This is a genomic window from Altererythrobacter sp. B11, from assembly GCF_003569745.1.
Lineage (GTDB): Bacteria > Pseudomonadota > Alphaproteobacteria > Sphingomonadales > Sphingomonadaceae > Croceibacterium_C.
Genome location: NZ_AP018498.1, coordinates 2,553,956 through 2,579,530 on the forward strand (window position 1 = coordinate 2,553,956; position 25,575 = coordinate 2,579,530).

Genomic DNA, 25,575 nt, shown 5'->3' on the forward strand with positions numbered 1-25,575 from the left:
CTCATAGCATCACGGCATGGAATTTGACCCGCAACCCGAACTGATTGAATCCTCTCTCTGCCGGTCCATCGAACAGGCGGGCGTACGGCTGACCATCAACATCGTGCGGCTCGCCACCGAACGTGGTTGGTCCCTCGAGGTCGTCAACGAGCACGGCACCTCGACGGTCTGGGACAATCTATTCCCCACCGACCGCGATGCCGATGCTGCATTCCGCGATGTGCTCGCTCAAGAAGGCGTCGAGGCCTTCCTCGGCAAGTAAGATGCCAAATCCCCCAGCAAACCGTCAGTAGCCGCGGTCCTCACCGGATGCGTACGGCGCTCTTAAGAGCGTACAATCTCAAGACAATCAGCCTGCGACGACGTCATGTGATCCTGATTGGTTCGACACAACGCGCCGCATATGGCTGAGCATGTTTGTCCCTCTAATGTTCGGCATGGACCTTCTGCACGATCAAATCCTTTCAATCGCCAGCGCCAGCCCCATACCCACACCGATGCATAAAGTTGCCAACCCCTTCTTCCCGCCAGTTGCCTCCAACTGATGGACAAGGGTCATAGCAAGGCGCGCGCCTGACATCCCGAGCGGATGGCCAAGCGCGATCGCCCCCCCATTTGCATTAACATGTGTTGCATCGTCCGGAAGCCCGAGTCCACGCATCACGGCAAGCCCTTGGCTGGCAAAGGCCTCGTTCAGCTCGATTGCATCAAAATCGTCGATGCTCAGTCCAAGCTGCGCCATCAGCTTGGTCGATGCAGGAAGCGGCCCTATCCCCATGATGCGCGGCTCCACGCCAGCAGACGCCATACCTAGGATGCGGGCGCGTGGGGTCAGTCCATGTACCTTCACCGCTGCTTCGCTCGCAACAATCATTGCTGCTGCGCCATCATTGATACCCGAAGCATTGCCGGCCGTGACCGTGCCGTCAGGCCCGAAAAGTGGCTTCAGCTTCTCCAGTACCTCTGCTGTCGTGCCCGCGCGCGGATGTTCGTCAACGGCGACTTGGAGAGTTTCGCCCTTCTTGCGCCCTGGCACGGTCACGGCCACAATTTCCTCACCCAGAAATCCGCTCGCCTGAGCTGCTGCCGCCCGCTGCTGGCTTCTTAGGGCAAAAGCATCCTGGTCGGCGCGACTGATTCCATATTGCTTAGCCACATTTTCGCCTGTTTGCGGCATGGTCTCGGTGCCATACAGGCCCTCAAGCGCCGGGTTGACGAAACGCCAGCCCATTGTCGTATCCTCGACCTTCTGCGAGCGGCCAAAAGCCGCATCCGACTTACCCATGACAAAAGGCGCTCGAGTCATGCTTTCAACACCACCTGCAAGCGCAAGCTCCATCTCGCCAGAACGGATCGCGCGAGCCGCCGAGCCCACCGCTTCAAGCCCCGACGCGCAAAGGCGATTGAGCGTCACGCCTGGGACGGTGTGCGGAAGGCCCGCGAGCAACAGGCTCATGCGCGCAACATTGCGATTATCTTCGCCCGACTGGTTGGCACAACCGTAATATACTTCTTCGATAGCCGAAGGATCCAGGCCGCTGTTCCGCGCCAGCAAGGCCTTTATCGGCAATGCTCCCAGATCGTCAGCCCGCACATTGGCAAGAATGCCTCCGTAGCGCCCGATGGGCGTGCGAACAGCATCGCAGATGAATGCTTCTGTCATGACTTTCCTTGCGCGATAATTTTGGAATTAAGGGACATCATGATCAAGCTGACGTCAGACATTGGCGATCACGACGGATCGCACATTGAGGTAAGCATCAAGCGCTTCGGAACCACCTTCCGTACCGTAGCCGGAATCCTTCAAACCACCGAACGGCAACTCAGCCGATGTCGCGGCCGGGGTGTTGATCCACAACATGCCAACCTCCACCCGACGAGCCAGAAGGTCTGCATTCGCGAGCGACCGGGTGAAAGCATACCCTGCAAGCCCGAATGAAAGGCGATTGGCTTCAACGATCGCCTCGCCCAAGGTCTCGAAACCGCGAACGCCGGCAACCGGACCGAAAGGTTCGTCGTTGAACAGTCGCGCATCCAACGGGACGTCTGAGAGAATTGTTGGCTCCCAGAAGTTACCGGTTTCACCTATTCGGCTTCCACCCGCAAGCAGATGGGCGCCGCGCATGATCGCATCGTCTTGAAACTCGGCCATAGCGGAAAGGCGGCGCGCATTGGCAAGCGGACCCATCTGAATTCCTTCAGCGGTGCCGTCTCCCACCTTTATTTCCTGCGCAACGCTGACCAGAGCCTTTTCAAACTGAGGCTTCACACCATTTTGCACCAGAAACCGTGTGGGTGAAATACAGACCTGCCCGGCATTGCGGAATTTCGCACTGCCGATGCTCCTGGCGGCCAGCTCGACGTCGGCATCGTCACACACGATGACAGGGGCATGGCCGCCCAGTTCCATCGAGACGCGCTTCATATGCTGACCGGCCAGACCAGCCAGAAGCTTGCCGACAGGCGTCGAGCCGGTGAAGGTGATCTTGCGGATGATCGGGCTGGCGATCAGATATTCCGAAATTTCTGCGGGATCGCCGAACACCAGCCCCAGCACGCCATCGGGCAGTCCAGCATCCTGAAACGCGCGGATCAGCGCGGCGGGACTGGCCGGGGTTTCTTCCGGCGCCTTGACGATCATGGAGCAGCCGGTGGCCAGACCTGCCGCAATCTTTCGCACGACCTGATTGATCGGGAAATTCCAGGGCGTGAAAGCGGCGACCGGTCCGACGGGATCCTTCACCACCATCTGCCGTATCGAAAGATTGCTGCGGTGCGGGACGAGACGACCGTAGACGCGGAACCCCTCTTCGGCGAACCATTCAATGATGTCCGCTGATGCGAGCGCTTCGCCGCGCGCTTCGGTCAGGGGTTTGCCCTGTTCCAATGTCATCATCATCGCAATGTCGTCGGCTCGCTCGCGCATCAGCGCTGCGGCCTTGCGCATGATGACGCTGCGCGCGGCTGGCGTGAAGTCACGCCATATCACAAAGCCACGATCTGCTGCATCCAACGCCCGGTCGAGGTCTGCGCGGCTGGCATAGGCGACCCTGCCGATCTCCTTGCCAGTGGCCGGATTTTCGACAGCCAGGGTGCGGCCGTCGGCGGCATCCTGCCAGACGTTGTCGATGAACAATTGGGTGTCGGGATATGTCATTCAAAATCCTCCAAAGGCACTTGGCGTCCGCTCAAAGCGAAAAGCCGCCGTCTACGGCCATGGCCTGCCCAGTGACATGTGGCGCGCTGGCCAGGAATACGGCAAGTTGCCCCATATCCTCCGGCGTCTGCGCTTCGCCCTGTGGCAACAGCGCCGACTGGTGCCGTTCCCACGACTGTTCTTCGCTTTCGCCCTCTTGCGCCCAGCGGCCCGACAGGCCCGTGTCGCCGCGCCACATGCCGGTCCCCACGATACCGGGACATAAGGCGTTTACGGTAATCCCTTCGCGCGCGACTTCCTTGGCAAAGGCATTGGTAAAGCCGATGACGCCGAATTTGGATGCGGTGTAATGGGCAAGGTCTGGAAAACCGATCTTGCCCGCGATGGACGAAGTATTGATGATACGCCCGGAACCGCCCTTGCGCATCAGCGCCAGTTCGGCCTGGCAGCACAGGAATACGCCGCGCAGATTGATCGTCATCAGGTCGTCCCACTGCTGAACCGTCAATTCGGCCACCGACCCCAGGCTGACGATACCGGCATTGTTGACCGCGATATCCAGTTTGCCAAAGTCACGTTCTACGGTCGCGATCATGGCCTGCACACTGGCGGGATCGCGCACATCGACCGTGATGGCCGCGCTGCGCCGACCCAGCTTCTCTATCTCGGCAGCGGTGCCGCCAGCAAGGTCGGCGTCGAAATCGGCGACCAATACATCGGCGCCCGCTTTCGCCAGGCTCATGGCGATGCCTGCGCCAATGCCACGGCCGCCCCCGACGATCAGGGCGATTTTGCCATCAAGGCTGAACTGGCTGTTGGTCATGTCAGGATATCCTCATTTTCTTGTTGGAAATCTGGGTGTTGCGTTACCGTTCCGTTGGCGCGGAGAGCAGTGATCCGATCATCGTCGAGGCCGAGCAGGTCACGCAGCACCATATGGCTATGTTGGCCCAGCATCGGCGGCGGCGCGCGATATTGGACGGGGGTGTCCGATAGCTTGAGCGGGCTGGCCACCATTTCGAAGGCCGCATTTTGCGGATGCGGTACCTGGACCTTCATGCTGCGGGCGATCACCTGGGGTTCTTCGAGCGCCTGCGCGATAGAGTTGATCGCTCCTACCGGCACACGCGCCGCATGGATGCGGGCGACCCATTCGTCAGCGGTCGCACTGGCGAGATGTTCGCTCAACAGGCCGTCCAACTGCTCACGATGCGCGATGCGATCCGCATTGGTGATGAAGCGCGGGTCAGCCGACAGGTCCGGCAGCCCGATCGCGCGACATAATGCCACAAATTGCTGATCGTTGCCGCAGGCGATGATGAAGTCGCGATCACTGGCACGAAACACCTGATAAGGCACGATGTTCGCGTGGGCGTTGCCATACCGCCCCGGCACCTTGCCCGACGAAAGATAGTTCATCGTCTGGTTGGCGAGCGTCGCGACCTGCACGTCCAGCAACGCCATGTCGCAATGCTGGCCGCGCCCGGTCGTCTGCCGCGCGATCAACGCCGCCTGGATCGCGATGGTCGCATAGAGCCCGGTCATCAGGTCCGCCACCGCAACGCCAACCTTTTGCGGCCCGCCGCCCGGTCGGTCGTCCCGTTCGCCGGTGATGCTCATCAGCCCGGCCAAACCCTGGATGATGAAATCATAGCCGGGCTCTGCCGCGCGCGGTCCATCCTGTCCAAAGCCGGTGATGGAACAATAAACGAGCCTGGGATTGATCGCGGCGAGACTTTGATAATCGAGGCCGTAACGGTCTAGCGATCCGACCTTGTAATTTTCAATGAGAACATCGGATTTCCGCGCCAATTCGTGCACCAGATCCTGACCTTCCGGCGTGGAAATGTCGATCGCGACGGACATTTTGCCGCGATTGGCGGCCAGATAATAGGCCGCCTCGGTCGTTGCGTCGCCTGCATCGTCCTTCATCCAGGGTGGCCCCCAGGATCGGGTATCATCGCCATTGCCGGGCCGTTCGACCTTGATGACCTCCGCACCCAGATCGGCCAGGATCTGGCCACACCATGGACCTGCCAGAACCCGACTCAGGTCCAGCACGCGTATGCCGTCTAATGCACCCACGTTCATTCCTTCACCCGACCGGGCTGTTCGTCGTTAAGCAACGAAAGCCCCAGCGTGGCACGACGGCGCAGCCAGGGGCCGGCCCGATAGCGAGGGTCGCCTGACAGGGCATGGATGCGCGTCAATATTGTCAATATCTTGTCGGCCCCCAGGCTGTCGCCCCAACTGAGCGGCCCCTTCGGATAGCCAAGGCCGATCCGCACAGCGTCATCGATGTCCCGTGGGCTGGCGATGCGTTGCTGCGCAATCTCGCAGGCCAGGTTCACCACCATGGCCAGTACACGCTGGGCAACGAAGCCAGTGCTGTCGCCGATGAACGTGACCGTGCCGCCATCGCGCGTCAATACCGTCCGCGCAGCGTCCGCGAAGCGCGCGTCAAGCGCTGGCGTCCCCATCAAAGTTCGATGCGTCCCCACCCCTGTAAAAAGATCGATCCCGACGGTACGGGTCGGATCGTATCCTAGCCGCAGTGCCGCCGATGTGGCATCTTCGCCAAGCGGTGCCATGAGGATGAGCGAACCGCTTTGCGGGGAATCGTCATGATCCACCGCCCCTCCACAGGCGCGGACCAACGCCGCCAGATCGGCAGTATCAAAATCCGCACTGGGCGCAATCCAGACGGCTGGTAAGTCGGCGGCCTCAATACCGGGTGTCACCTGAGTAGAGGTAGAATACGCGGCGGCGGCACCGTAATTGTAAAATCCACGGCCGGTCTTGCGCCCTAATTCCCGTGCGACAACCCGTTGTTCCGCGATGTAGGAGGGCTTGTAGCGGGGATCGCTGTAAAATTGCTCGAAGATCGCACGAGTCGCGGGATGCGAGACATCGAGGCCGGTGAGGTCGAACAGCTCGAACGGCCCCATGCGGAAGCCTACCGCATCGCGCAGGATCGCATCGACCTGAGCGAAGGATGCCACTCCTTCCTCGACGATACGCAACGCTTCGGTGCCATAGGCACGGCCAGCGTGGTTGATGATGAACCCCGGCGTGTCCTTTACCACGACGCCGCGATGACCCAGCTTTTTGGCCAGGTCCGACAGTGCTTGCGTCGTACCTTCGCTGGTGGCGAAACCGGGTATGATTTCCACGACGCGCATCAACGGGACCGGGTTGAAGAAGTGGAAGCCCGCCACGCGTTCGGGATGGCGACACTCGACGGCGATTGCAGTGACGGACAGCGACGACGTGTTGGTCGCCAATATGGCGTCAGCAGAAACCACGTCTTCAAGCTGCGCGATCAACTGCTGCTTTGCATCCAGCCTTTCGACGATCGCTTCGATGACGAGGCCGCAATCCTTAAGCGCGGCAATATCAGGTTCTGGTGAAAGACGCGCCATCGCGGTCTGCGCCGCATCGGGTTCCATCTTGCCCTTGGCCACGAGCTTGTCGAAAGTCGCACGCAACCCTTCGCATGCAGCAGCAGCCGCGCCTTCGCGTGCATCGAACAACCGCACCTTGATGCCCGCTGCTGCGGCGATTTGGGCAATACCTGCGCCCATGACGCCTGTACCCACGATGCCGACCGTATCTATCCGACTGTTCATTTCAAAACCCCGTAAATTGCGGCCTGCGCTTTTCCATGAAGGCGGCCGCACCCTCTTTCTGGTCTTTCGTGTCGAAGAGGAGCTGAAACGCCTTGCGCTCGAGCATCAATGCGCTTTCCAGGGGGAGATCGGCGCCAGCCAGCATCACTTCCTTGATCTGTCGCACCGCCATCGGCGGCATGCAGGCGATGTCGACTGCGATCTCCATGGCGCGATCGATCGTCTGCGCATCATCTACCACCTCGCTTACGAGGCCGATCCGCAAGCCCTCCTCCGCGCCGACCATGCAGCCGGTCAGCGCCATGCGCATGGCCTGAAACTTGCCGACGGCGCGGATCAGGCGCTGCGTCCCGCCTGCGCCGGGCATCACGCCTACTTTGACCTCCGGCTGCGCGAAACGGGCCGAGCGCCCCGCAACGATGATGTCGCAATGCATCGCCAACTCGCATCCACCGCCAAGGGCAAATCCGTTGACCGCCGCGACGATGGCTACGGGACAGGACGCGATTGCCCCCCAAAGCTGCTCGACCTTGCGCTGGATCATTTCCACCGGGGTGGCGTTGGCCATTTCGCCGATATCGGCACCCGCCACGAATATGTCCGGCCCGCCCGTCAGGACGATGGCCCGGACATCGGATATGCCAGACAGTCTGTGGAAGATGTCCGCCAGTTCGCGTCTGATCTTGAGGTTCAACGCATTCTTTGCCTCGGGCCGATCAATGCGTATCACTGCTACGCCGTCATCGCGTATTTCAAGATGGATTTCGGGTTTCGCCGTGATTGTCATGATCCTCTACCATCTTGCAAATTCCGCACAGCGGAACTATATTTCATCACCAGAATGAATATAGGCGTTGCAGCGAGATTGTAAAGTTTCGGCACTTGCGAAGGTAATATCGTTTATTATCAGTATATTAGGTAGGATTCCGCATTTTTCACAATCCGCGAGCGAAATCATAGTTCCGCACAGCGGAACATAGTACCGCATTATTGACAAAATAAATCGGAGGGTTACGATGAACACCACAAAGCTGGCAACGGCGCAGTTGAATGACCCGAAAAAGCTGGGAAACGCGCTCGACGAATCAGGCACGAACAGCGTTGGCGGCATGGAAGAGGAGAATGAAAATGACGGCGAAAAAGATCGAAACTTTGTTACAGCCTTAGCGCGGGGGGTGGAATTGCTCCGTTGCTTCACGCCTTCTCAAAGCCTGCTGGGTAACCAGGATCTGGCTGCCAAGACGGGCCTGGCCAAGGCGACGGTTTCGCGTCTCACCTATACTCTCGCCCAATTGGGCTGCCTCAAGCGGCAACCGTCGTCAGGCAAATATCATCTGGATGTCGGCGTACTCGCCTTTGGCTACCAAATGCTGTCGAACCTTTCGATCAGGGCGGTGGCGCATCCTTTCATGGAGGATCTGGCGAAACATGCCCAGACCACTGTGGCGATGGCGGCACGGGACCGGTTGCAGATGGTCTATCTGGATGTGGTTCACGGTCAGGCGAACATGACCATGCGTCGCCAAGTCGGATCCTATCTGCCGCTGCATCTTAGTTCGATGGGGCGCGCATGCCTGGCCGCGATGCCGGAGAAGGAACGTGAGTTCCTGCTCAACCATATTCGTGAGCGTCACGACACCGATTGGCGTGAAATCCGTCGTGGCCTCGATCGCGCGTTCCGCGACTATGAAGATTATGGCTATTGCCTGTCCATCGGCGAATGGACGCGTGATGTAAATTCCGTGGCGGTTCCCCTGATCCATCCGGAACATGGCGTTTTGGCCTTCAATTGCGGTGGCCCCAGCTTTCAGCTGCCCAGAGAGAAGCTGGAAGAGGACATCGGCCCCCGGCTCAAGCTGATGGTGGCGCAGATACAATCCGTGGGACGGTAAGGCCCGTCCCACCCGAGTTTTAAGAGCGTCTCCCATAGGCGGCGCCAGGAGAGAAGATGATAAGAGATCAGGATACGCTGGACTTCCTCGTCACCACGGTCGGTCGATTTGTGGACGAAGTTCTGATCCCGCATGAAAATGAAGTCGCCGAGACGGACGAGATCCCAGAGACCGTCATTGCGGCCATGCGGGAACTGGGCCTGTTCGGCCTGACGATTCCTGAGGAATTCGGCGGCCTGGGCGTGACGATGGAGGAGGAAGTCCGCATCGTATTCGAGCTGGGTCGCGCCTCCCCCGCCTTCCGCTCCTATATCGGGACCAACAACGGCATCGGGTCGCTCGGCATCCTGATCGACGGCACCCAGGCGCAGAAGGAGCAATATCTGCCACGGCTGGCCAGCGGCGAATATCTTAGCGCCTTTTGCCTGACGGAACCCGATGCCGGATCGGACGCTGCATCGCTCAAGACCAGCGCGGTTCTGGACGGTGACCATTATATCCTCAACGGGACCAAGCGGTACATAACCAACGCCCCCCATGCCGGGATTTTCAGCGTAATGGCCCGGACGGACCCCGCCAACAAACGAGCAAGCGGTATCAGCGCCTTCATCGTCGAGCGAGGCACTCCCGGCCTTTCACTCGGCAAGCCCGACCATAAAATGGGCCAAAAGGGTGCGCATACCTGCGACGTCGTTTTCGAAGATGTGCGCGTCCCCCGGTCACAGTTGATCGGCGGCGTCGAAGGCGTCGGTTTCAAGACTGCGATGAAAGTCCTCGACAAGGGTCGCCTGCATATCGCTGCCCTGGCCGTGGGCGCTGCCGAACGCATGCTGGCTGACACGTTGCGCTATGCGATGGACCGCCGCCAGTTTGGAAGGCCCATCGCTGAACATCAGTTGATCCAGGCGATGCTGGCGGACAGCAAGGCCGAAATTTACGCCGCGCGATGCATGGTTCTGGACGCGGCGCAGCGGCGCGATGCTGGCCAGCCGATCAGCACCGAGGCATCCTGCGCCAAGATGTTTTCCACCGAAATGTGCGGCCGGGTCGCCGATCGTTGCGTCCAGATCCATGGCGGTGCCGGGTATGTCAGCGAATATGCGATCGAACGCTTCTATCGCGATGTGCGCCTGTTCCGCATCTACGAAGGAACGACGCAGATCCAGCAGATCATCATCGCCAAGAATATGATGGCGGAGGCCGGCTGACGCGGCGCCCCACCCGGATGCCGCGCACGGCGGCAAAGACATTCGAAGATTAAAATAACTGGAGGATCGAAATGGCTACTTCTCCCAACGCCACAGCTACGTCCGAAATCGAACTGGATGCGGTGGTCGTAGGCGCCGGATTTGGCGGCATCTACGCGCTTAAAAAATTGCGCGACGAACATGGTTTGCATGTCCTGGCGTTCGACAAGGCCGGTGGCGTTGGCGGAACCTGGTACTGGAACCGCTATCCCGGTGCGTTGTCGGATTCGGAATCGCACGTCTATTGTTATTCCTGGGACAAGGCATTGTATCAGGAATGGGAATTCAAGACCAAATATGTGCCGCAGGCCGAAGTCCTCTCCTATCTTCAAAGCGTGGTCGAACGCCATGACCTGATGAAGGACATCCGGCTCGAAACCGGCATCACATCGGCCGTGTTCGATGATGCCCGGCGCAAATGGGTCGTGACGACGGACGCCGGCGAAACCTATCTCGCAAAATATTTTATTACCGCCCTGGGATTGCTGGCCGCCACCAACATTCCCGACATTCCAGGCCTCGCAAGCTTTGAAGGTGAAGTCTATCACACGTCGCGCTGGCAACCGGAAACCAGCTTCGAAGGCAAGCGGGTCGGCGTGATCGGCACGGGATCGACCGGCGTGCAATTCATCACTGCGGTGGCGCCCCAGGTCAGGCACCTGACCGTGTTCCAGCGGTCGCCGCAATATTCGGTGCCGATCGGCAATGGCCCGATCAGCAAGGAAGAACTGGCCGACATCCATCGTGATTTCGATGCGATCTGGGATCAGGTGCGCGGTTCGGCCCTGGCGTTCGGCTTCGAGGAAAGCGACATCGGGACGTTCAGCGTTTCGGACGAGGAGCGAAAGGCGATCTTCGACCGGGCCTGGAAGAAGGGCGGCGGCTTCCGCTTCATGTTCGAGACGTTCAACGACATTGCCACGAACGAAGCGGCAAACAAGGCGGCGCAGGATTATATCCGCGGCAAAATCGACGAGATCGTCAAGGATCCCGAAACCGCCCGCAAGCTGAAACCCAAGGATCTCCACGCCAAGCGCCCCCTGTGCGACAGCGGCTATTATGAGATATTCAATCGCGACAATGTGACCCTGGTCCATGTGGGATCGGAAGAAACACCGATCGAAAGGATCACGTCAACCGGCGTGGTCACGTCCGATGGTGTCGAACATGAACTCGACATGCTGGTCTTTGCGACCGGGTTCGATGCGGTCGATGGTAATTACAAGCGCATGGAATTGCGCGGTCGCAACGGCATGCTGATTCAGGATCACTGGAAGGCCGGCCCAACCAGCTACATGGCCGTGGCGACCGCGAATTTCCCCAACATGTTCATGGTCCTTGGCCCCAACGGTCCCTTCACCAACCTGCCCCCATCGATCGAGGCCGAAGTGGAGTGGATCGCCGACACGATCGGTTACATGGAAGATAACGCCATCGCCACACTGGAGCCGCAGCCGCAGGCGGAAGAAGCCTGGGTCCAGACATGCGAGGATATCGCCAACCAGACCTTGTTCCCCAAGGCTGAATCCTGGATCTTTGGCGCGAACATTCCGGGGAAGAAGAACACCATCTATTTCTACATGGGCGGCCTTGCGGCCTATCGCGAGGCGCTGAAACAAGTCACGCAGGATGGATTTCGCGGCTTTATCCTCGAAAAAACGAGCGAAAATCAGCCTGCATAGACATAAGCCGGGCAGGATGGGGCAGATGTTGCACGCATGATAGGCATCATCCGCCCCCGCGCCGGATCAACACGCCGGACGAAAGACGATCGTCGCAAGATCGCTTGAGCCATGATGCTCTCGCCCCGCGTGGCCTCTTTAGGAGAGTGACCATGAAATCGATCGCGTTTCTCGCGAGCATGACGGCTGCCATCACTTTGGCTGGCGGCACATATGCGCAGACCCCACCATCGTCGGGCGATCCCGCCGACACCCAACTCCCCGGCACGGCCTTGCCGCAACCGGAAACCGAAGATGGGAAGGCCGTAGGCCCTCAGATGACCACAGGCATATTGGGGGACTGGGGCGGCTTGCGGTCGCAACTATATGAGGATGGCCTCGATTTTCAGGTCGCCTATGGCAATGAACTGGCCTGGAACCCGCGCGGCGGGTCGCACCGGGACGTGACCGTGATCGGCCAAGCCATCGTAGGAATGACGGCTGACATGGACAAGATTGCGGGGGTGGAAGGCGGCCTTGCCAAGGTCGCCCTCTTTTACCGCCATGGTCCCAGCCTGACGGTCAACGCTGACCTCGTCATGCTCCAGCAGGTGCAGGAGGCTTATGGGCGGGGTGAGATCGTCCGGTTGGTCGAGGCCTGGTATCAACAGTCCTTCGACGCCGACCGTTTCCGGCTGAAGATAGGCCGCATGCCCGCCAACTCCGAATTTGCGGCTTTTTCCTGCGATTTCCAGAATTTGTCATTCTGCGCGTCGCCACAGGGCAATTTCAACAGCGGCATCAACTACTGGTTTTCCGCGCCCGGTAGCAATTGGGCCGCGGTTGGCCGCTACAATCTGGGCGCTGACCGGAAGCAGGGCTATGTGCAGATCGGCGGCTATCTGGTCGATCCCGACAATGTAAATCCGACCAAGGGCTTCAACCTCGGCTTTTCCGGTACGACTGGCATATTGCTGCCGTTCGAGGCTGCGTGGACGCCGACATTCGATGGCGACAAGCCGGGCTATTACAAGCTGGGCGGGTGGGTCGAAACGTCGCGAACGAACGATCTGGTGCGCGACAGCAACGGCCAACTCATCGCGATTTCGGGCAATGAGGGCAAAGCATATCGTGGCCGCCACGGCGTCTATTTCGAAATGGCGCAACAACTTACCGCTTCGCCCGGCGGGCTGGACAAGCAAGGGCTATCGATGTTTTTCAACATCACCCAACTCGATCGCAAGACCAGCCTGATCGACAATCAGATCGCCTTGGGCATGACCCAGACCGGCACTTTCGCCGGGCGTCCAAACGACCAGATTGCCTTTGCCATCGCGCGCACCCATATCAACAGCCGCATGCGCACTACCGACCGGATCGCCGTCGAGGACGGCTTGCTCCCCGGCATCAGGCAATCGGAATATCTCGCCGAATTGGATTATCGCTTCGTCCCGACAGCAGGCGTGCGCATCACACCCAACATTCAATGGGGCATCAATCCGGGCGGAATTTCGCAGAATCGCGATGTCGTCGCCCTGGGCCTCAAGACATCGGTGTCGTTCTGACCAAGGCGGCCTTTCACGCAGTTTCTTTCAACCAAGCAGAAGGATTAGGATCATGACCAAGGTTTCGGGGAAAGTTGCCTTCATCACAGGCGCAGGACAGGGCATTGGCGAGGCGATCGCATTGCGCCTGTCGCAGGATGGATTTGCCGTCGCCTGCGCCGACATCAACCTGGCGTCCGCAACGGCCGTGGCCGAAAAGCTGAACGCAGCGGGCGGCACGGCCTGCGCCGTCAGTGTCAATGTCCGCGATCGGGATTCGGTGTTCGCCGCCGTCCAAGAGGCAATCGACAAGCTTGGCGGCCTGGATGTGCTGATCAACAATGCGGGCGTCGCGCCGATTACGCCGATCGAGGATATTACGCCCGAAATCTACCGCGCCTGTTTCGACGTCAATGTTGGCGGCGTGCTTTGGGGTACACAGGCGGCGGTCAAGGCGTTCAAATCACTCGGCCATGGTGGCAAGATCATCAACGCCTGTTCGCAGGCGGGTCAGGTCGGCAATCCCGATCTCGCGGTCTACAGCGGGACCAAATTTGCGGTTCGCGGGATCACGCAGACCACTGCGCGCGATCTGGCGCCCCTGGGCATCACCGTCAACGCCTATTGCCCCGGCATCGTCAACACCCCGATGATGCAGAAGGTCGCTCAGGATCTGGCCGATAACAACAACGAAACCTTCGAATGGGGCATGGAACAGTTCGCCAAGAATATCACCTTGAAGCGGGTTTCGGAACCAAGCGATGTAGCTTCTTGCGTATCGTTCCTGGCGGGGCCTGACTCTGACTATATGACGGGGCAGGCAGTCATAATCGATGGCGGTATGGTTTTCAACTAATCCGGAATATCGCTGATCCGGGCCGTGCCGCACATAACTGCGGCGCGGCCAACGCCTTGCATTCTGCGCCGGATGTGAGCTCCGGTGGCCCTCGGGTGTCTCCTCCTGTTGCGTGGCGGCGCGTCGATAAGCAGTCGGACATAGAGTTCAATGATCGTTGAATCTTTGTTTGAGGAAGCCCAGTTCGGAGTAGTAACGGCCGGCGATCTGGACTTGTAACGGTTTTGTGCCGGTCACTTGAGAGTTTGAGGCTCGTTCAAGGAGACCGACGATATGATCAAGCATAGTGAAGAGTTCAAACAGGAGGCTGTACGCATTGCGCTGACCAGCGGGCTACCGCGCGAACGGGTCGCGTCGGATTTGGGGGTCGGCAAGTCGACGCTGAACAAATGGGTTTCGCATTATCGTCCGTCTGACCTGGTGCCACCAACCTTGGTATCCGACAGGGTCAGGTCCGATCGCCCTTCCGTCTTCGTGGCATCGGGCTGATTGGATATGTATTTGACGGCGCCGCCCATCGAGACCGATCTCCGGAGGGCGTTCATGAGAATGTTGCCCCAAGCGCGTGCGTGCCGGGCTGAACATCTGGTCCGCAAAATGATACTGTCAAAAGATCGGTTCCCCACTACCCGTTCGACCACATCCCGTGTCGATGCCGCGCAGAAGGTGAATGAAGCTTCCGTCGAGCCCGAACGTGGACAGACAGGCAAGTCAACCTTCCGCTTTCCAGGTGGACGACCAGAGGCTGGTGACGCCGCCACGGCAAACGGATGTGGCAGGCCTCCTCAGCAAGGGGCACCGGGATCGCAATCGCGAGGTGGCCAAGTAGCCATGGTCAGATCGACGATCCGTAAGAGCGTACCCCTATCGACATTGCATGCCGCCTGCACGATTAATCCCTGCATGACCGCGAAGAGCCAGCTGGAAATTGACTGGGCATCGCACGCAGCCGGCAGGTCCCCTTCCTGCTTCGCCTTTTCAAGCCGTGCTGCCAGCGCCCTGCGCGCAGCGGCATTACGATCGATAACATTGGCGCGGACGGAAATGTCCTGTGGTCCGCCGGCAACGCAGCCGATGAGTTCCAGACAGCCGCGAGCGATACCATCCGGCACTCCGATGGCACCGCGAAGCATATGGGCAGCGACGTCGCGCGCGCAGATCTGCTCCAGTGCGAGACGCATGAAGGCAAAATTCTCGGCAGCGATCTCATCGACCACCTTGTCGAACAGCCCCTCCTTGCTGCCGAATGCAGCGTAGAGGCTAGGGCGGCTGATCCCCATTGCGGCGGATAGCTCCTCTATGGACGCGCCCTCATATCCCTTGATCCAGAATATCCTACGAGCGGCTGAGACGACTGCCTCCGGATCGAACTGCCTGGGACGGCCACGCCGACGCCGCGGCACCGCACCGTCGTCTTCGATTTCAACAGGTAGCATATGGTTATGGCCTCTACTTCAAGCTCTCCGGCCGGAGTATCCAACGCTGAACCTCCCCGGGCGCCGGAGGATCTCGATAGACACGGCCGTGCGTGAAGGACGGTCGCGACCGCTGCGGCCGCAGCTGGCCGCACAGTGATGGAGACGCCCGGAATGCATTAATATCGGAGCTGCGCTTGCGTGCATCAGCCCTCCCCCAGGGCCGGTCGGTGGCGTTCTTCGAGCCAGCCCAATTCCGCGCTTATCTGAGTGCACAGCACACCGAGGTGTTCGACATCCCGCGCGATCTGCTCATTCCAGCTGTCGGCGAGACCCAGCACCGTGGCCACCAGAATGGCCCGGCCTTGCAGATCGAAGATCGGGAAGGCCGTGGCGCGCAGACCCGGTATCACCGAACCAGTCTCCACCGATCGGCCGTCACGACGAATACTGGCTCGCAAGTCATCGAGCGTCGCCCGGTCCATGCCATTACCGCCTTCATTCGCTATAGCTGCGGCAGTCTCAGCAGGCGGTGCGAAGGCGAGGAAAACCCGCCCAGTGGCTGAAGCTGTGAGGGGCAACACAACACCGACCTGTAAGGTCGTCAACAGCGCAGGACGCCCTTGATAGATGCGCACGATGGTTGGTCCGGTCGGACCGAGTGCGGCAATCTGCACAGTCTGGCCGGAAGTCTCCACATATGATTCGACCACCCGGTCAACGATCCTGAATGCGTCGGTGCGGGCGAGCGCCGCAAGGCCAATACGCAGGACCCCAGGCCCCAGGTCATAGTAGCCCGTGGCAGGATCCTGCCTTGCGGTTCCAGCGGTGATGAGACTATGCAAATAGCGATGCACCTGCGGAGCCGCCATATCGGTGATCTGCGCAATGGTACTGAGCGGCAACGGCCCCTCACTGGCCGCAAGGGCATCGACGATGCGCATCCCGATTTCGATCGACTGGATACCCCGCCGACGTCCCGAGCTTTCAGCTTCATCCTTATCCGTCAAAACGCTTCTCCTTGCGCACCGCCTTATTAGGGACGAGGCAGTTTGACGAGCGGGTGTGAGGGCGTCCGCCGCAGAAACATCGCGAGCAGCATCGCGAGCGCTGCTACCCAAAAGCAGAAGGTCCACGCGTCCGCATAGGAAAGGACGGTCGCCTCCCGTCGAACGACAGATCCCATTCCACCAATATGGAAGTCGAGCGCGCTCCCCCGCACCCGCTCGACATTGCTGCCCACAAGGACCGAGGCAACAGCCTCACGCTTGCGCAGCAAAGTGGTGAGTATCGCGAGTCCCAGCTCTGGTCCCAGGACGCGGGGTATCTGAATGTAGGCAACGATGGAGATAAGCTCTTCGCGCGCTGCATTCGCGACGGTCATCGCGATCATCGTCAGCAGAACGGCGGCATTGCCTATTCCGATCAGCACGCTCATCGTGACGAAGTCGCCCGCCCGCCAGTCATGTGCGATACCGCTTCCAAGCCAGCACCCCAACATCACGAGGAATAGCCCCCCGGCGAGGGTGAGACGCGGATCTGCCCGTCGGATCGACCAGATCGCCACAGGCAATGCAACGAGCTGTACAAGATCGACGCCCCAAAGCGCTGCTCCGGACTGCTCGGGCTTGAGATGACCGACGACCGCCAGGAAGTTCGGGATCAGCACCGAGGTCGCACCACTGGTGACGCCGAACAGCGTCACGATTATCAGTGGCATGTGGATGTTGCGACGAAGGAGCGCTGCAGGATGGGCGAACGGAACGGGTGAGAAGAATTGCCACGCTATCGCAGCCAGGACGAGAAGCATTCCGCCAGTCAGGCACGCAACGACCGTTCCGGACGCGAGCCAATCGAGGCGGTTGCCTTGGTCCAGTCCTACATAAACGAGTGTGAGCCCGACACAGAACATCGCCACCTCGCCCTTGTTCGTCCGTGAAAACAAGCTCCATCCGATCTCGCGCTGTGGGAAGCTTACAAGCGCCAGGAGGAGGAAGGCGATGCCGAATAATGTCGCCTGCCAATATATCGCCTGCCAACCCAGATCCTCTACGAACCAGCCGCTGAGCGAGACGCCTGTATGCAATGCCAGCGTCAACCGCAGACTATAGAGGGCAAGCGCGAAGAGCCAGTAACGGGGGGATAGGTTCGCAAAAACGATCGCCAGCGTCGCCGGTACGAAGCAGCCCAGAAGGAACCCGATCGTGGTATGCAGGACGAATATGGCGATCATTCCCGACGCCATCGGTGCCAGCGCCGTTACCAGGATGAACGCTGATGCCGACCAGCCAAGGATTCGTCGTGGTCCAAACATGACTACGCACAAGGGCACAGCGGGCGCAGAGAGGAGTTGGGCAGCGTTGGTGACGGTGCTGAGCCATGCGCCTTCGTCGACGCTCAGTCCATATGCCCCACGGATATCAGCCAGCGAAACGCCGAAATCACGGGTGAACAGGCTGGTGGTCAATGTCCCAAGCAACACGGCAACCACAGAGCCGATACGACGTGTGAGCATTCCGTCCGGCAGCCAATGACGGCTGCGCAGAGCAGTCGCGACATCACCCACGCGTTTCGATCCTCGTCGTTACGGACATGCCGGCGCGCAGCCGCTTGATGATCGCCTGTCCCGGCGCAAGATCGATCCTGAGCGGCACCCGCTGCGTCACCTTCGTAAAATTGCCGGTCGCATTGTCCGCTGGAAGCGCCGAAAAGGTCGCACCGCTTGCGGGGGCAAGCCTAGAGACATGCCCGACGAGCCGTTCGCCGGGAAAGCTGTCGACGAGGATGTCGACGCATTGCCCCGGGGCGATACGCGCCAGTTGCGTCTCCTTGTAGTTGGCGACCACATAGGGCGGCGTGCTGGCAACGAAGTTTACGACGGCTGACCCCGGACTGAGCAGGCTGCCAAGCTGGACGAGCCGCTGACCCACGATGCCATCTGTGGGAGCCACGATCCGGGTATAGGAAAGCGTGATCCGCGCACTCTCGAGTGCAGCCTGCGCCGCCAGCACATCGGCCTCGCGCTGAGCCCTCTGCCCCCGCAGCACGTCCAGCTGCCGGTTTTGAAGATCGAGCGCAGCAACGCTGCCAGCCTGAGCGGCTTCAAGCACGGTCGCGTTCGCGCCGGCGCTGTCATTCTCCTGACCGGTTACTGCGCCGGATTCCGCCAGCGCGGAGAAGCGACGCTGATCTGCCCGAGCGAGACGCAGCTTGCTCGCATTTCCAGTCACAGCCGCTCTCGCCTGGGCAATGATCGCCTGCTGCGCATCAAGCTCGTGATCGAGATTGGCCAGAACAGCCTTTGACTTGGCCAACACAGCCTCGGCATGCAGCACAGCAGCCCGCGCCTCACGATCGTCGAGTTGGACCAGGAGGTCGCCAGCCTTCACCCGTTGGAAGTCGGTGAAGTTCACGGTCCGAACGTACCCCGAGACCTTGGCATCGACCACGGCTGAATCCGCTTGAATAGTTGCATTGTCGGTCGTTTGGACCGATCGGTTCGCCTCGAACCGGTTCCAGTTGGCCGTCGCCAGGATCACTCCCACAACTACAAGGACCAATATCATCCATGGCACGAAACGGACCCATTGGCGTTCGCTCTCCTCTGATTCAACGGTGAGGGGCGGATTTGTGGAGGATGCAGCGGCGTCGGTCATAATAGGCTCCAGACGGATCAGGCGCCTCCGCCGAGCGCGCGCACAAGCGCAACGTCGAGCGTGAACCGGCGGGTCTCGAGTTGAGACACCGCACGTTTCGAGGCGATAAGCGTGTTTTCGGCGGACAACACAGCGATGTAGTTGAGCAGCCCGCCACGGTAGCGTTCGGTCGCAGCGCGATATGCCACCTGCGCTGCGTCGCGCGCCTTCTGTGCGTGATCAAGCTGCTCAGCCAGCGCTCGCTCGCTCGTCGCGACCTGTGCCACATCCTGCAAGGCGCGCAAAAGCGTATCGTTGTAGCTCGCTACGGCCTCGTCATAGTCGGCACGCGCGCCGCGCAGGTTGGCCGACAGCGCACCACCGCGGAAGATCGGCAGGCTGATGGCCGGACCGATATTTCCCGCGATGGATCCCGCATCGAAGAACCTGCCAAGTCCGAGCACCTGGGGACCGATGAATGCGGAGAGGTTGACGCTCGGATAGAAGCCAGCCTTTGCGACGCCCACCTGCGAGGCACGGACCTCCACCCGGAAACGTGCCGCCCGAACATCGGGTCGGCGGCCGATCAGATCTGCGGGTAGATTTGACGGGAGGCCGAATGTCGGCACTTGCGGGTCGGTCGGTCGGGAAATGGCCAATGCACGGTCCGGACCGTCGCCGACCAGCGCTGCGATCCGCAGCCGAGTGAGATCCGCCGCCTCTACGGTGGCACGCGACATCTGGCGGGCCGTCTCGAGCGCGCTTTCGGCCTGCCCTTCAGACGCGAGCGTCTCCAGTCCCTGCACCCGCCTGCGACGGACCAGATCAGCGGTTCTTTCACGCACTTCGACCGTGTCTTCCGCGAGATCTGCCTCGCGCATCTGACCAAGCAGGTCGGCATAGGCGGCGGCGACGGAAGTCGTGAGCAACAGCCGTGCCTGGGCGGCCTCTGCCCGTGCGGCCTCGGCCGACGAGAGCGCTGCACCGATGGCTGCCCGGTTGCGCCCGAAGAAGTCGAGGTTCCAATCCAGGCTGGCGCGAACGGACGCAGCGTCGTTCACACCCTTTGGTACGCCTGCGTAGGGCGCGCCATTCCAGTAGCTTGCCTTCGCCTCGGCGAAACTGCCGTTGACGCTGAGTTGCGGAAGATCGCTTGCCCGACTCTGGTCGACAAGCGCTTCGGCGCGACGCACCCGCGCGGTGGCGATCTCAAGCGTCGGCGATGACGTCAGTGCCGCGTCAATGAGGGCTTCGAGTTGCGGATCGCTATAGCGACGCCACCACTCGTCCTGCGGCCAGTCGATCGCAGGCGCCTCCAAAGATCGCGCACTTCGCGGCGCGTCGGCCGCGAGCATCTGGGGACCATCAACGATATGCGGCATGGAGGCGCACCCAGCGAGGGCGAAGCCATTCAGGAGGATGAGTGAGGAGGTGCGCATCATCTTTTTGCTCTGGAAGAGGCGCAGCCCTGTGCCAGGCTGCGCCTGTCCCATCAGAACGGGTAAGCCTGGCCGGATGGTTCGACGGTGACCCACTTGAGTTCGGTGAACTCGTCGATGACGGCCCGCCCGTCAAAGCGACCGTAGCCGCTCTGCTTCATGCCCCCATAAGGCGCCTGCGCCTCGTTCTGCACCGTCGCACCATTGATGTGAACACAGCCAGCTTCGATCTGCTCGGCAACCACCAGCGCGCGGCTGACATCTCGACCAAACACCGCTGAAGACAGGCCGTAGGCCGTGTCGTTCGCGATCCGGACGGCTTCGTCGACACCCGACACGCGTACAACGGTGGTGATCGGACCGAAGGTCTCCTCATCATATATCGCCATGCCAGGCTTTACATGATCGACGATCGTCGCGGGCATCACCGCGCCTTCGGCCTTTCCGCCAGTCGCTATCACCGCCCCCTTCTCGAGGGCATCCTCGATCAGACCGTTGATGCGCGCGCCCGAGCGTGCATCAACGACTGGTCCAACCACGACCGAAGGATCCGCGACGGGATCACCTGCCGCAAGCGTCGCCACCTTCGCTACGAACTTCTCGACGAATGCGTCAGCGACCGACTCGTCCACGACGAACCGCTCCGTCGACATGCATATCTGCCCCTGGTAGAGAAATGCGCCAAACGCCGCTGCGTTTACCGCACCATCCAGATCGGCATCATCCAGCACCACGAAGGGCGCCTTTCCGCCCAGCTCCAGCAGACAGCGCTTCAGCTGCGTGGCGCACTTCTCCGCGATGATCCGACCAACGCGGGTCGATCCCGTGAAGTTAACGCGCCGCACCGCCGGATGGGCGATCAGCGCGTCGATGACCTCGGGGGCGTCATCGGGCGCATTCACGACAAAGTTGAGCACTCCTGCCGGCAGACCAGCCTCATAGAAAGCTTCGGCGATCAGGGCGTGGGTCCGCGGACTGGTCTCGGACCCGCGGAATATGACGGTGTTGCCGAAGGCGATCGGATAGGCAATCGCACGGGCGGCCAGCAGGATCGGTCCGTTCCATGGCACGATGCTGAGCACCACGCCAACGGGCTGGCGCAATGTCATCGAAAGCGTTCCGGGTTTGTCCGTCGGAATCGTCTCGCCCTGAACTTGCGTCACCAGCCCCGCCGCCTCGCGAAGAAGCGCTGCTGAACCCATCACGTTGAACGCGGACCAAAGCGCTGACGCACCTATCTCGGCCGCCATTGCGGCGATGAAATCGTCCTTTTTGGCTTCGAGACGATCCGCGGCAGCGAGAAGCAGCCCGCGTCGTTCGCTAGGGCCGGTTTTTGACCAGCTCTTGAACGCTTTGTTGGCGGACTCGGCAGCCCGAACCGAGTCGTTCTTGTCGCCTGCTGCAGCGCGGGTGACCACCTCGCCCGAGATGGGATTGCGGCGCTCGAACCAGCGGCCAGAACCAGCCTCCACCTCATCGTTATCGATCACCAGACGTACGTCCATCTTCATTCTCCACAAAATGAGCGGCGGCACCGCCGACCTAATGACTGGCGCGTCGGCTTCGGGAGTCGGCAGCGTCATTCGATGCCCGACCAGATAGGACACAATTACGCTTTGTCAAATTGATTACGCATTGAATAATTTTGATCGAGCGCTTAGGTGGCGTTTGTGAGGACGCCGCGGCGTGCGGTCGTCGATATTCAGGAGACATGACATGGCGGAGTTGGACCACGCCCATCCGATGAACGCAGCGGTGGTGCGCGAGAAGGGCGGTCAGTTCTTGCTCGAGAAGGTCAGGCTTGAAGCGCCGCGACCGACCGAGGTGCTCGTACGTGTCGTAGCGAGCGGCGTCTGTCACACCGACATGGTGGTGCGGAACCAGGACTTCACCGCTCCGCTTCCCATAATCCTGGGTCATGAAGGCTCCGGGGTCGTCGAGGCGGTCGGTTCTGATGTCACCACAATCTCGCCGGGTGACCATGTCGTTATGACCTATATGTCGTGCGGCCTCTGCGACACTTGTGAGTCGGGCCACCCGGCGCATTGCGAGCATATGGGACCGCTCAACTTCGGCGGTGGACGACTCGATGGAACAAGCTCCGCCACAGATGAACACGACCATCCCGTTCACGATCACTTTTTCGGGCAATCCGCCTTTGCAGAATACGCCCTCGCCAACGAACGCAACGTCGTATGCGTGCCGAAGGACGTGCCGCTGGAACTCCTTGGTCCACTAGGCTGCGGCATTCAGACCGGCGCCGGCTCAGTACTCAACGCCCTCAAGGTACGTGCCGGGTCGAGCTTCGTCGCTTTCGGCACAGGCGCTGTGGGACTTGCGGCGATCATGGCTGCCAAGGTTGCCGGTGCAACGACCGTAATCGCGGTTGACGTGAACCCGGCTCGTCTCGAACTGGCCAGAGAGCTTGGGGCCACACATACGGTCAACAGTCGCGAGGTTGACGCCACCCAGACGGTGCGCGAAATCACAGGCGGGGGTGCCGACTTTGCGCTGGAGGCGAGCGGTCGACCAGAAGTCCTGCGCCAGGCGATCGACTCCCTTGGTATCTTCGGTACCTGCGGCATCGTCGGCGCGACAAAGGAAGGCACGGAGGTGGCCTTCAACGTCAACGAGGTTATGATCCCAGGCCGCCGCATCATGGGCATTGTCCAGGGAGACGTGGTTGCCAAGACGTTCATTCCGGTCATGATCGACCTATTCAAGCAGGGGCGCTTCCCGTTCGACCGTCTGGTGCGATTCTACGATTTCGCGGACATCAACCAAGCGATCGAGGATTCCGAGCGCGGCGTTACCATCAAGCCGATCCTGCGGATCCAGCCAGTCGCCTGACAGGCGGTATACGCATCGGTTAACCTTGGCCGTTGCGCCGGCTCGACGAGAGATCGCGCTCGATACCGCCCGTTAGGGCATTTTTGACACGGAGACTGATATGGCAGAACTACTTAACATCGGCATTCTGGTCGGCAGCTTGCAACGTGACGGCCTCAGCAGAAGGCTTGCAAACGCCGTGATTGCACTTGGCGATGATCGCGTGAAGATGCAGATCGTCGAAATCGGCGACCTGCCGTTGTACAATCCCGAACTCGAAGATGCAGGTATGGCGGCGTGGCAGAGATTCCGCAGCGAAATCGCACCTTTAGACGGCATCCTGTTCGTGACACCGGAGTACAACCGCTCGGTCCCGGCCCCGCTCAAGAACGCCATTGATGTTGGATCCCGCCCCTATGGGCAAAGCGTATGGGCGGGCAAGCCAGCGGGCATCCTCTCGCAGTCGCCAGGCGCGCTCGGGGCGTTCGGTGCGAACCACCATCTGCGTCAGAGCCTCGTGTTCCTCGACATGCCAGCGATGCAGCAGCCGGAGGCCTATCTCGGCCATTCGGCCAACCTCTTCGCGGCAGACGGAAGCCTGGTCGACGGTTCCGCAAAGGACTTCATATCTTCGTTCATCAACGCCTTCGCCAGCTGGGTGAAGCGTCACACCGCCGGGACAGCCTAAGCCATGAGGCGACCCCTCCTGCTCGCGGCGATGACCGCATCCCTGTCCAGTGGCGTCTCGGCAAAGCCCGCGCCGGAGGCCTTCCGCTGGGGTGCCGCGTCGGCGGCCTACCAGGTGGAGGGAGCGTTCGCTGCTGATGGCAAGGGGCGATCGGTCTGGGACCATTATCTCGACGATCTGGACCTCGCAGGCCCCGGCATGTCGGGCGCCGTTGCCATCAATTTCTACGACAGGACGCAGTATCTGAAGGATATCGCGCTCATGAAGCAGATAGGCCTGACGAGCTATCGGTTCTCGATTTCCTGGCCTCGCATCATCCCCGATGGGGTTGGCCCTGCGAACCCGGCAGCGATAGCACACTACCGGCAATTCATCGCTGATCTGAAGGCCGCCGGCATCCAGCCAATGCTGACGCTGTACCACTGGGACATGCCGCTATCATTGGCACGGGCCGGCGGATGGGAAAATCGCGCTTCTATCGAGTGGTTCCGTCACTATGCGGACGTGATCTTCTACAACTTTCACGACCAGGTCGATCTATATGTTCTGGTCAACGAGCCGCTGGTGGAGCGGGCGATGAAGCAGCTAGCCGAGCAGCGGATGGCCGGCGGCAAAGCCACGTTCGCGATCGTGCCGCCGGCAAGCGAGCTGCCGGGCGCTTTGCGGACCTTCAATCACCTCCTGCTCGCATCTGCGGCTGCCAAGAAGAGTTTCGATGCGAAGGGATATCCAGGCCGGCTGGGTGTCGCCCTCCCCCTCTTCCCCACGCTAACTGCCCAGAGAGCATCCCCCGCGGACCGTAAAGCTGCGCAACTTGCAGACGGTGTAATGAACCGCTGGTTCCTGGATGCCATGTACAAGGGTAGCTATCCAGCCGACGTACTCGACGCCGTTGCATCCTTGGGAGGCGACATCGACGTGCAGCCGGGCGACGCCGCCGCCATCCATGCTGCGGATTTCGACTATCTCGGCATCAACTTCTATTCGCCTCTCTTCATTCGTCGCCCTGCGGGTGCGGCAGCGAACGGATATGCTGCGGAGATGTTCATTCCCGAGGGAGTCTATGCGGCCTATAACGGCGCGGTGCGCCCGGACCAGTTTACCGCCCTTTTGGACCGCATTCGCGTCGAATATGGAAATCCACCGGTTTTCATCACCGAGAACGGCGCAGGTTTCCCGGGTGACGACGAAATGATCGATGGCGCGGTGAACGACCGGAAACGCTGTAGATATCTTGTCGACCATATCGGCGCCATGAAGAGCGCCATGGCGAAGGGTGCTGACGTGCGCGGTTATCATGTCTGGTCCAGCCACGACAATCTCGAATGGCTGTTTGGATATGGTAGTCGCTTCGGCATGATCCATGTCGACTTCAATACGCAGAAGCGTACGCCGAAACTAAGCGCTGGGATATATTCACAGATCATCAGAGGCAAAGCCGTCTCGGCTGCCTCCTGCGAGAGGCCCTCCTGAACGCTCGCTGCACTCTTGCCCAGTTTCTAGCCTTGAAGCTCGCGCCAGTTTGCCGGTCTCGCCCATGGGCCTACCCGATCGAGTTCGCGGACGATGCGTTCCTCTCCCGC

21 protein-coding genes and 1 pseudogene are annotated in these 25,575 nt (G+C 60.5%); 10 read left to right on the forward strand and 12 right to left on the reverse strand.

Features of this window, described 5'->3' with window-relative positions; genetic code table 11:
• Window positions 1-16: 16 nt before the first annotated feature.
• Entirely contained in the window at window positions 17-262 is a 246-nt protein-coding gene (locus tag AEB_RS12270) for a hypothetical protein (RefSeq protein WP_019052496.1), read from the forward strand.
• A 192-nt stretch (window positions 263-454) separates the two neighbouring features.
• Here the strand turns inward: AEB_RS12270 and pcaF are convergent, their stop codons facing one another.
• From pcaF to AEB_RS12300, 6 genes are read right to left on the reverse strand one after another with little or no spacing between them, the layout of a single operon-like run.
• A complete protein-coding gene (pcaF, locus tag AEB_RS12275) occupies window positions 455-1,663 on the reverse strand; it encodes a 3-oxoadipyl-CoA thiolase (RefSeq protein WP_119083416.1) in 1,209 nt (402 codons plus the stop codon).
• 54 nt (window positions 1,664-1,717) lie between these two features.
• A complete protein-coding gene (locus tag AEB_RS12280; RefSeq protein ID WP_119083417.1) occupies window positions 1,718-3,157 on the reverse strand; it encodes an NAD-dependent succinate-semialdehyde dehydrogenase in 1,440 nt (479 codons plus the stop codon).
• A 31-nt stretch (window positions 3,158-3,188) separates the two neighbouring features.
• Complete coding sequence (locus AEB_RS12285) at window positions 3,189-3,980, reverse strand: SDR family NAD(P)-dependent oxidoreductase (protein WP_119083418.1); 792 nt, start codon at window positions 3,978-3,980, stop codon at window positions 3,189-3,191.
• A complete protein-coding gene (locus AEB_RS12290) occupies window positions 3,977-5,248 on the reverse strand; it encodes a CaiB/BaiF CoA transferase family protein (protein WP_197714420.1) in 1,272 nt (423 codons plus the stop codon). The genes AEB_RS12285 and AEB_RS12290 overlap by 4 nt, the downstream gene beginning before the upstream one ends.
• The gene (locus AEB_RS12295; RefSeq protein ID WP_119083419.1) at window positions 5,245-6,786 is read right to left on the reverse strand and encodes a 3-hydroxyacyl-CoA dehydrogenase; all 1,542 of its coding nucleotides are present in this window, start codon (window positions 6,784-6,786) and stop codon (window positions 5,245-5,247) included. The genes AEB_RS12290 and AEB_RS12295 overlap by 4 nt, the downstream gene beginning before the upstream one ends.
• A gap of 1 nt (window position 6,787) precedes the next feature.
• Window positions 6,788-7,573, reverse strand: a complete 786-nt coding sequence (locus AEB_RS12300) for an enoyl-CoA hydratase (protein ID WP_119083420.1) — start codon at window positions 7,571-7,573, stop codon at window positions 6,788-6,790.
• Between the two features lie 229 nt (window positions 7,574-7,802).
• On the opposite strand from AEB_RS12300, the gene AEB_RS12305 reads away from it, so the two are divergent.
• The 6 genes and pseudogenes from AEB_RS12305 to AEB_RS12330 all read left to right on the forward strand — a co-directional run.
• A complete protein-coding gene (locus AEB_RS12305) occupies window positions 7,803-8,678 on the forward strand; it encodes an IclR family transcriptional regulator (protein WP_197714422.1) in 876 nt (291 codons plus the stop codon).
• 56 nt (window positions 8,679-8,734) lie between these two features.
• Window positions 8,735-9,886: an acyl-CoA dehydrogenase family protein gene (locus tag AEB_RS12310; protein WP_119083421.1), complete on the forward strand. Its 1,152-nt coding sequence runs from the start codon at window positions 8,735-8,737 to the stop codon at window positions 9,884-9,886.
• Window positions 9,887-9,957: 71 nt separating this feature from the next.
• Complete coding sequence (locus AEB_RS12315) at window positions 9,958-11,607, forward strand: flavin-containing monooxygenase (protein WP_119083422.1); 1,650 nt, start codon at window positions 9,958-9,960, stop codon at window positions 11,605-11,607.
• 152 nt (window positions 11,608-11,759) lie between these two features.
• Window positions 11,760-13,151 carry a carbohydrate porin gene (locus AEB_RS12320; RefSeq protein WP_119083423.1) on the forward strand — a complete coding sequence of 464 codons (1,392 nt, stop codon included), beginning with the start codon at window positions 11,760-11,762 and terminating at the stop codon, window positions 13,149-13,151.
• A gap of 52 nt (window positions 13,152-13,203) precedes the next feature.
• Window positions 13,204-13,986 (forward strand): (S)-acetoin forming diacetyl reductase, encoded by a 783-nt coding sequence (locus tag AEB_RS12325; protein WP_119083424.1) that lies wholly within the window; start codon window positions 13,204-13,206, stop codon window positions 13,984-13,986.
• 273 nt (window positions 13,987-14,259) lie between these two features.
• Window positions 14,260-14,409 (forward strand): annotated as a pseudogene (locus tag AEB_RS12330) (transposase); the annotation flags it as partial.
• A 362-nt stretch (window positions 14,410-14,771) separates the two neighbouring features.
• On the opposite strand, the gene AEB_RS12335 reads toward AEB_RS12330, so the two are convergent.
• The 6 genes from AEB_RS12335 to AEB_RS12360 form a co-directional block, all read right to left on the reverse strand.
• On the reverse strand, window positions 14,772-15,422 hold the full coding sequence (locus tag AEB_RS12335; protein WP_119083425.1) for a TetR/AcrR family transcriptional regulator: 651 nt from the start codon (window positions 15,420-15,422) through the stop codon (window positions 14,772-14,774).
• Between the two features lie 185 nt (window positions 15,423-15,607).
• Window positions 15,608-16,411: an IclR family transcriptional regulator gene (locus tag AEB_RS12340; protein ID WP_119083426.1), complete on the reverse strand. Its 804-nt coding sequence runs from the start codon at window positions 16,409-16,411 to the stop codon at window positions 15,608-15,610.
• Between the two features lie 26 nt (window positions 16,412-16,437).
• The gene (locus AEB_RS12345) at window positions 16,438-17,967 is read right to left on the reverse strand and encodes an MFS transporter (protein ID WP_145985303.1); all 1,530 of its coding nucleotides are present in this window, start codon (window positions 17,965-17,967) and stop codon (window positions 16,438-16,440) included.
• Complete coding sequence (locus AEB_RS12350) at window positions 17,960-19,057, reverse strand: HlyD family secretion protein (RefSeq protein ID WP_119083428.1); 1,098 nt, start codon at window positions 19,055-19,057, stop codon at window positions 17,960-17,962. The genes AEB_RS12345 and AEB_RS12350 overlap by 8 nt, the downstream gene beginning before the upstream one ends.
• Window positions 19,058-19,074: 17 nt before the next feature.
• Complete coding sequence (locus tag AEB_RS12355; protein WP_197714423.1) at window positions 19,075-20,529, reverse strand: efflux transporter outer membrane subunit; 1,455 nt, start codon at window positions 20,527-20,529, stop codon at window positions 19,075-19,077.
• On the reverse strand, window positions 20,529-22,082 hold the full coding sequence (locus AEB_RS12360; protein ID WP_442858036.1) for an aldehyde dehydrogenase: 1,554 nt from the start codon (window positions 22,080-22,082) through the stop codon (window positions 20,529-20,531). The genes AEB_RS12355 and AEB_RS12360 overlap by 1 nt, the downstream gene beginning before the upstream one ends.
• A 109-nt stretch (window positions 22,083-22,191) precedes the next feature.
• Between AEB_RS12360 and AEB_RS12365 the strand changes: the two genes are divergently transcribed.
• The 3 genes from AEB_RS12365 to AEB_RS12375 all read left to right on the forward strand — a co-directional run bounded on the left by AEB_RS12365 (window position 22,192) and on the right by AEB_RS12375 (window position 25,465).
• A complete protein-coding gene (locus tag AEB_RS12365; RefSeq protein ID WP_119083430.1) occupies window positions 22,192-23,325 on the forward strand; it encodes an NAD(P)-dependent alcohol dehydrogenase in 1,134 nt (377 codons plus the stop codon).
• Between the two features lie 100 nt (window positions 23,326-23,425).
• Entirely contained in the window at window positions 23,426-23,992 is a 567-nt protein-coding gene (locus AEB_RS12370) for an NADPH-dependent FMN reductase (protein ID WP_119083431.1), read from the forward strand.
• Window positions 23,993-24,022: 30 nt separating this feature from the next.
• On the forward strand, window positions 24,023-25,465 hold the full coding sequence (locus AEB_RS12375) for a glycoside hydrolase family 1 protein (RefSeq protein WP_119083432.1): 1,443 nt from the start codon (window positions 24,023-24,025) through the stop codon (window positions 25,463-25,465).
• Window positions 25,466-25,575: the final 110 nt, after the last annotated feature.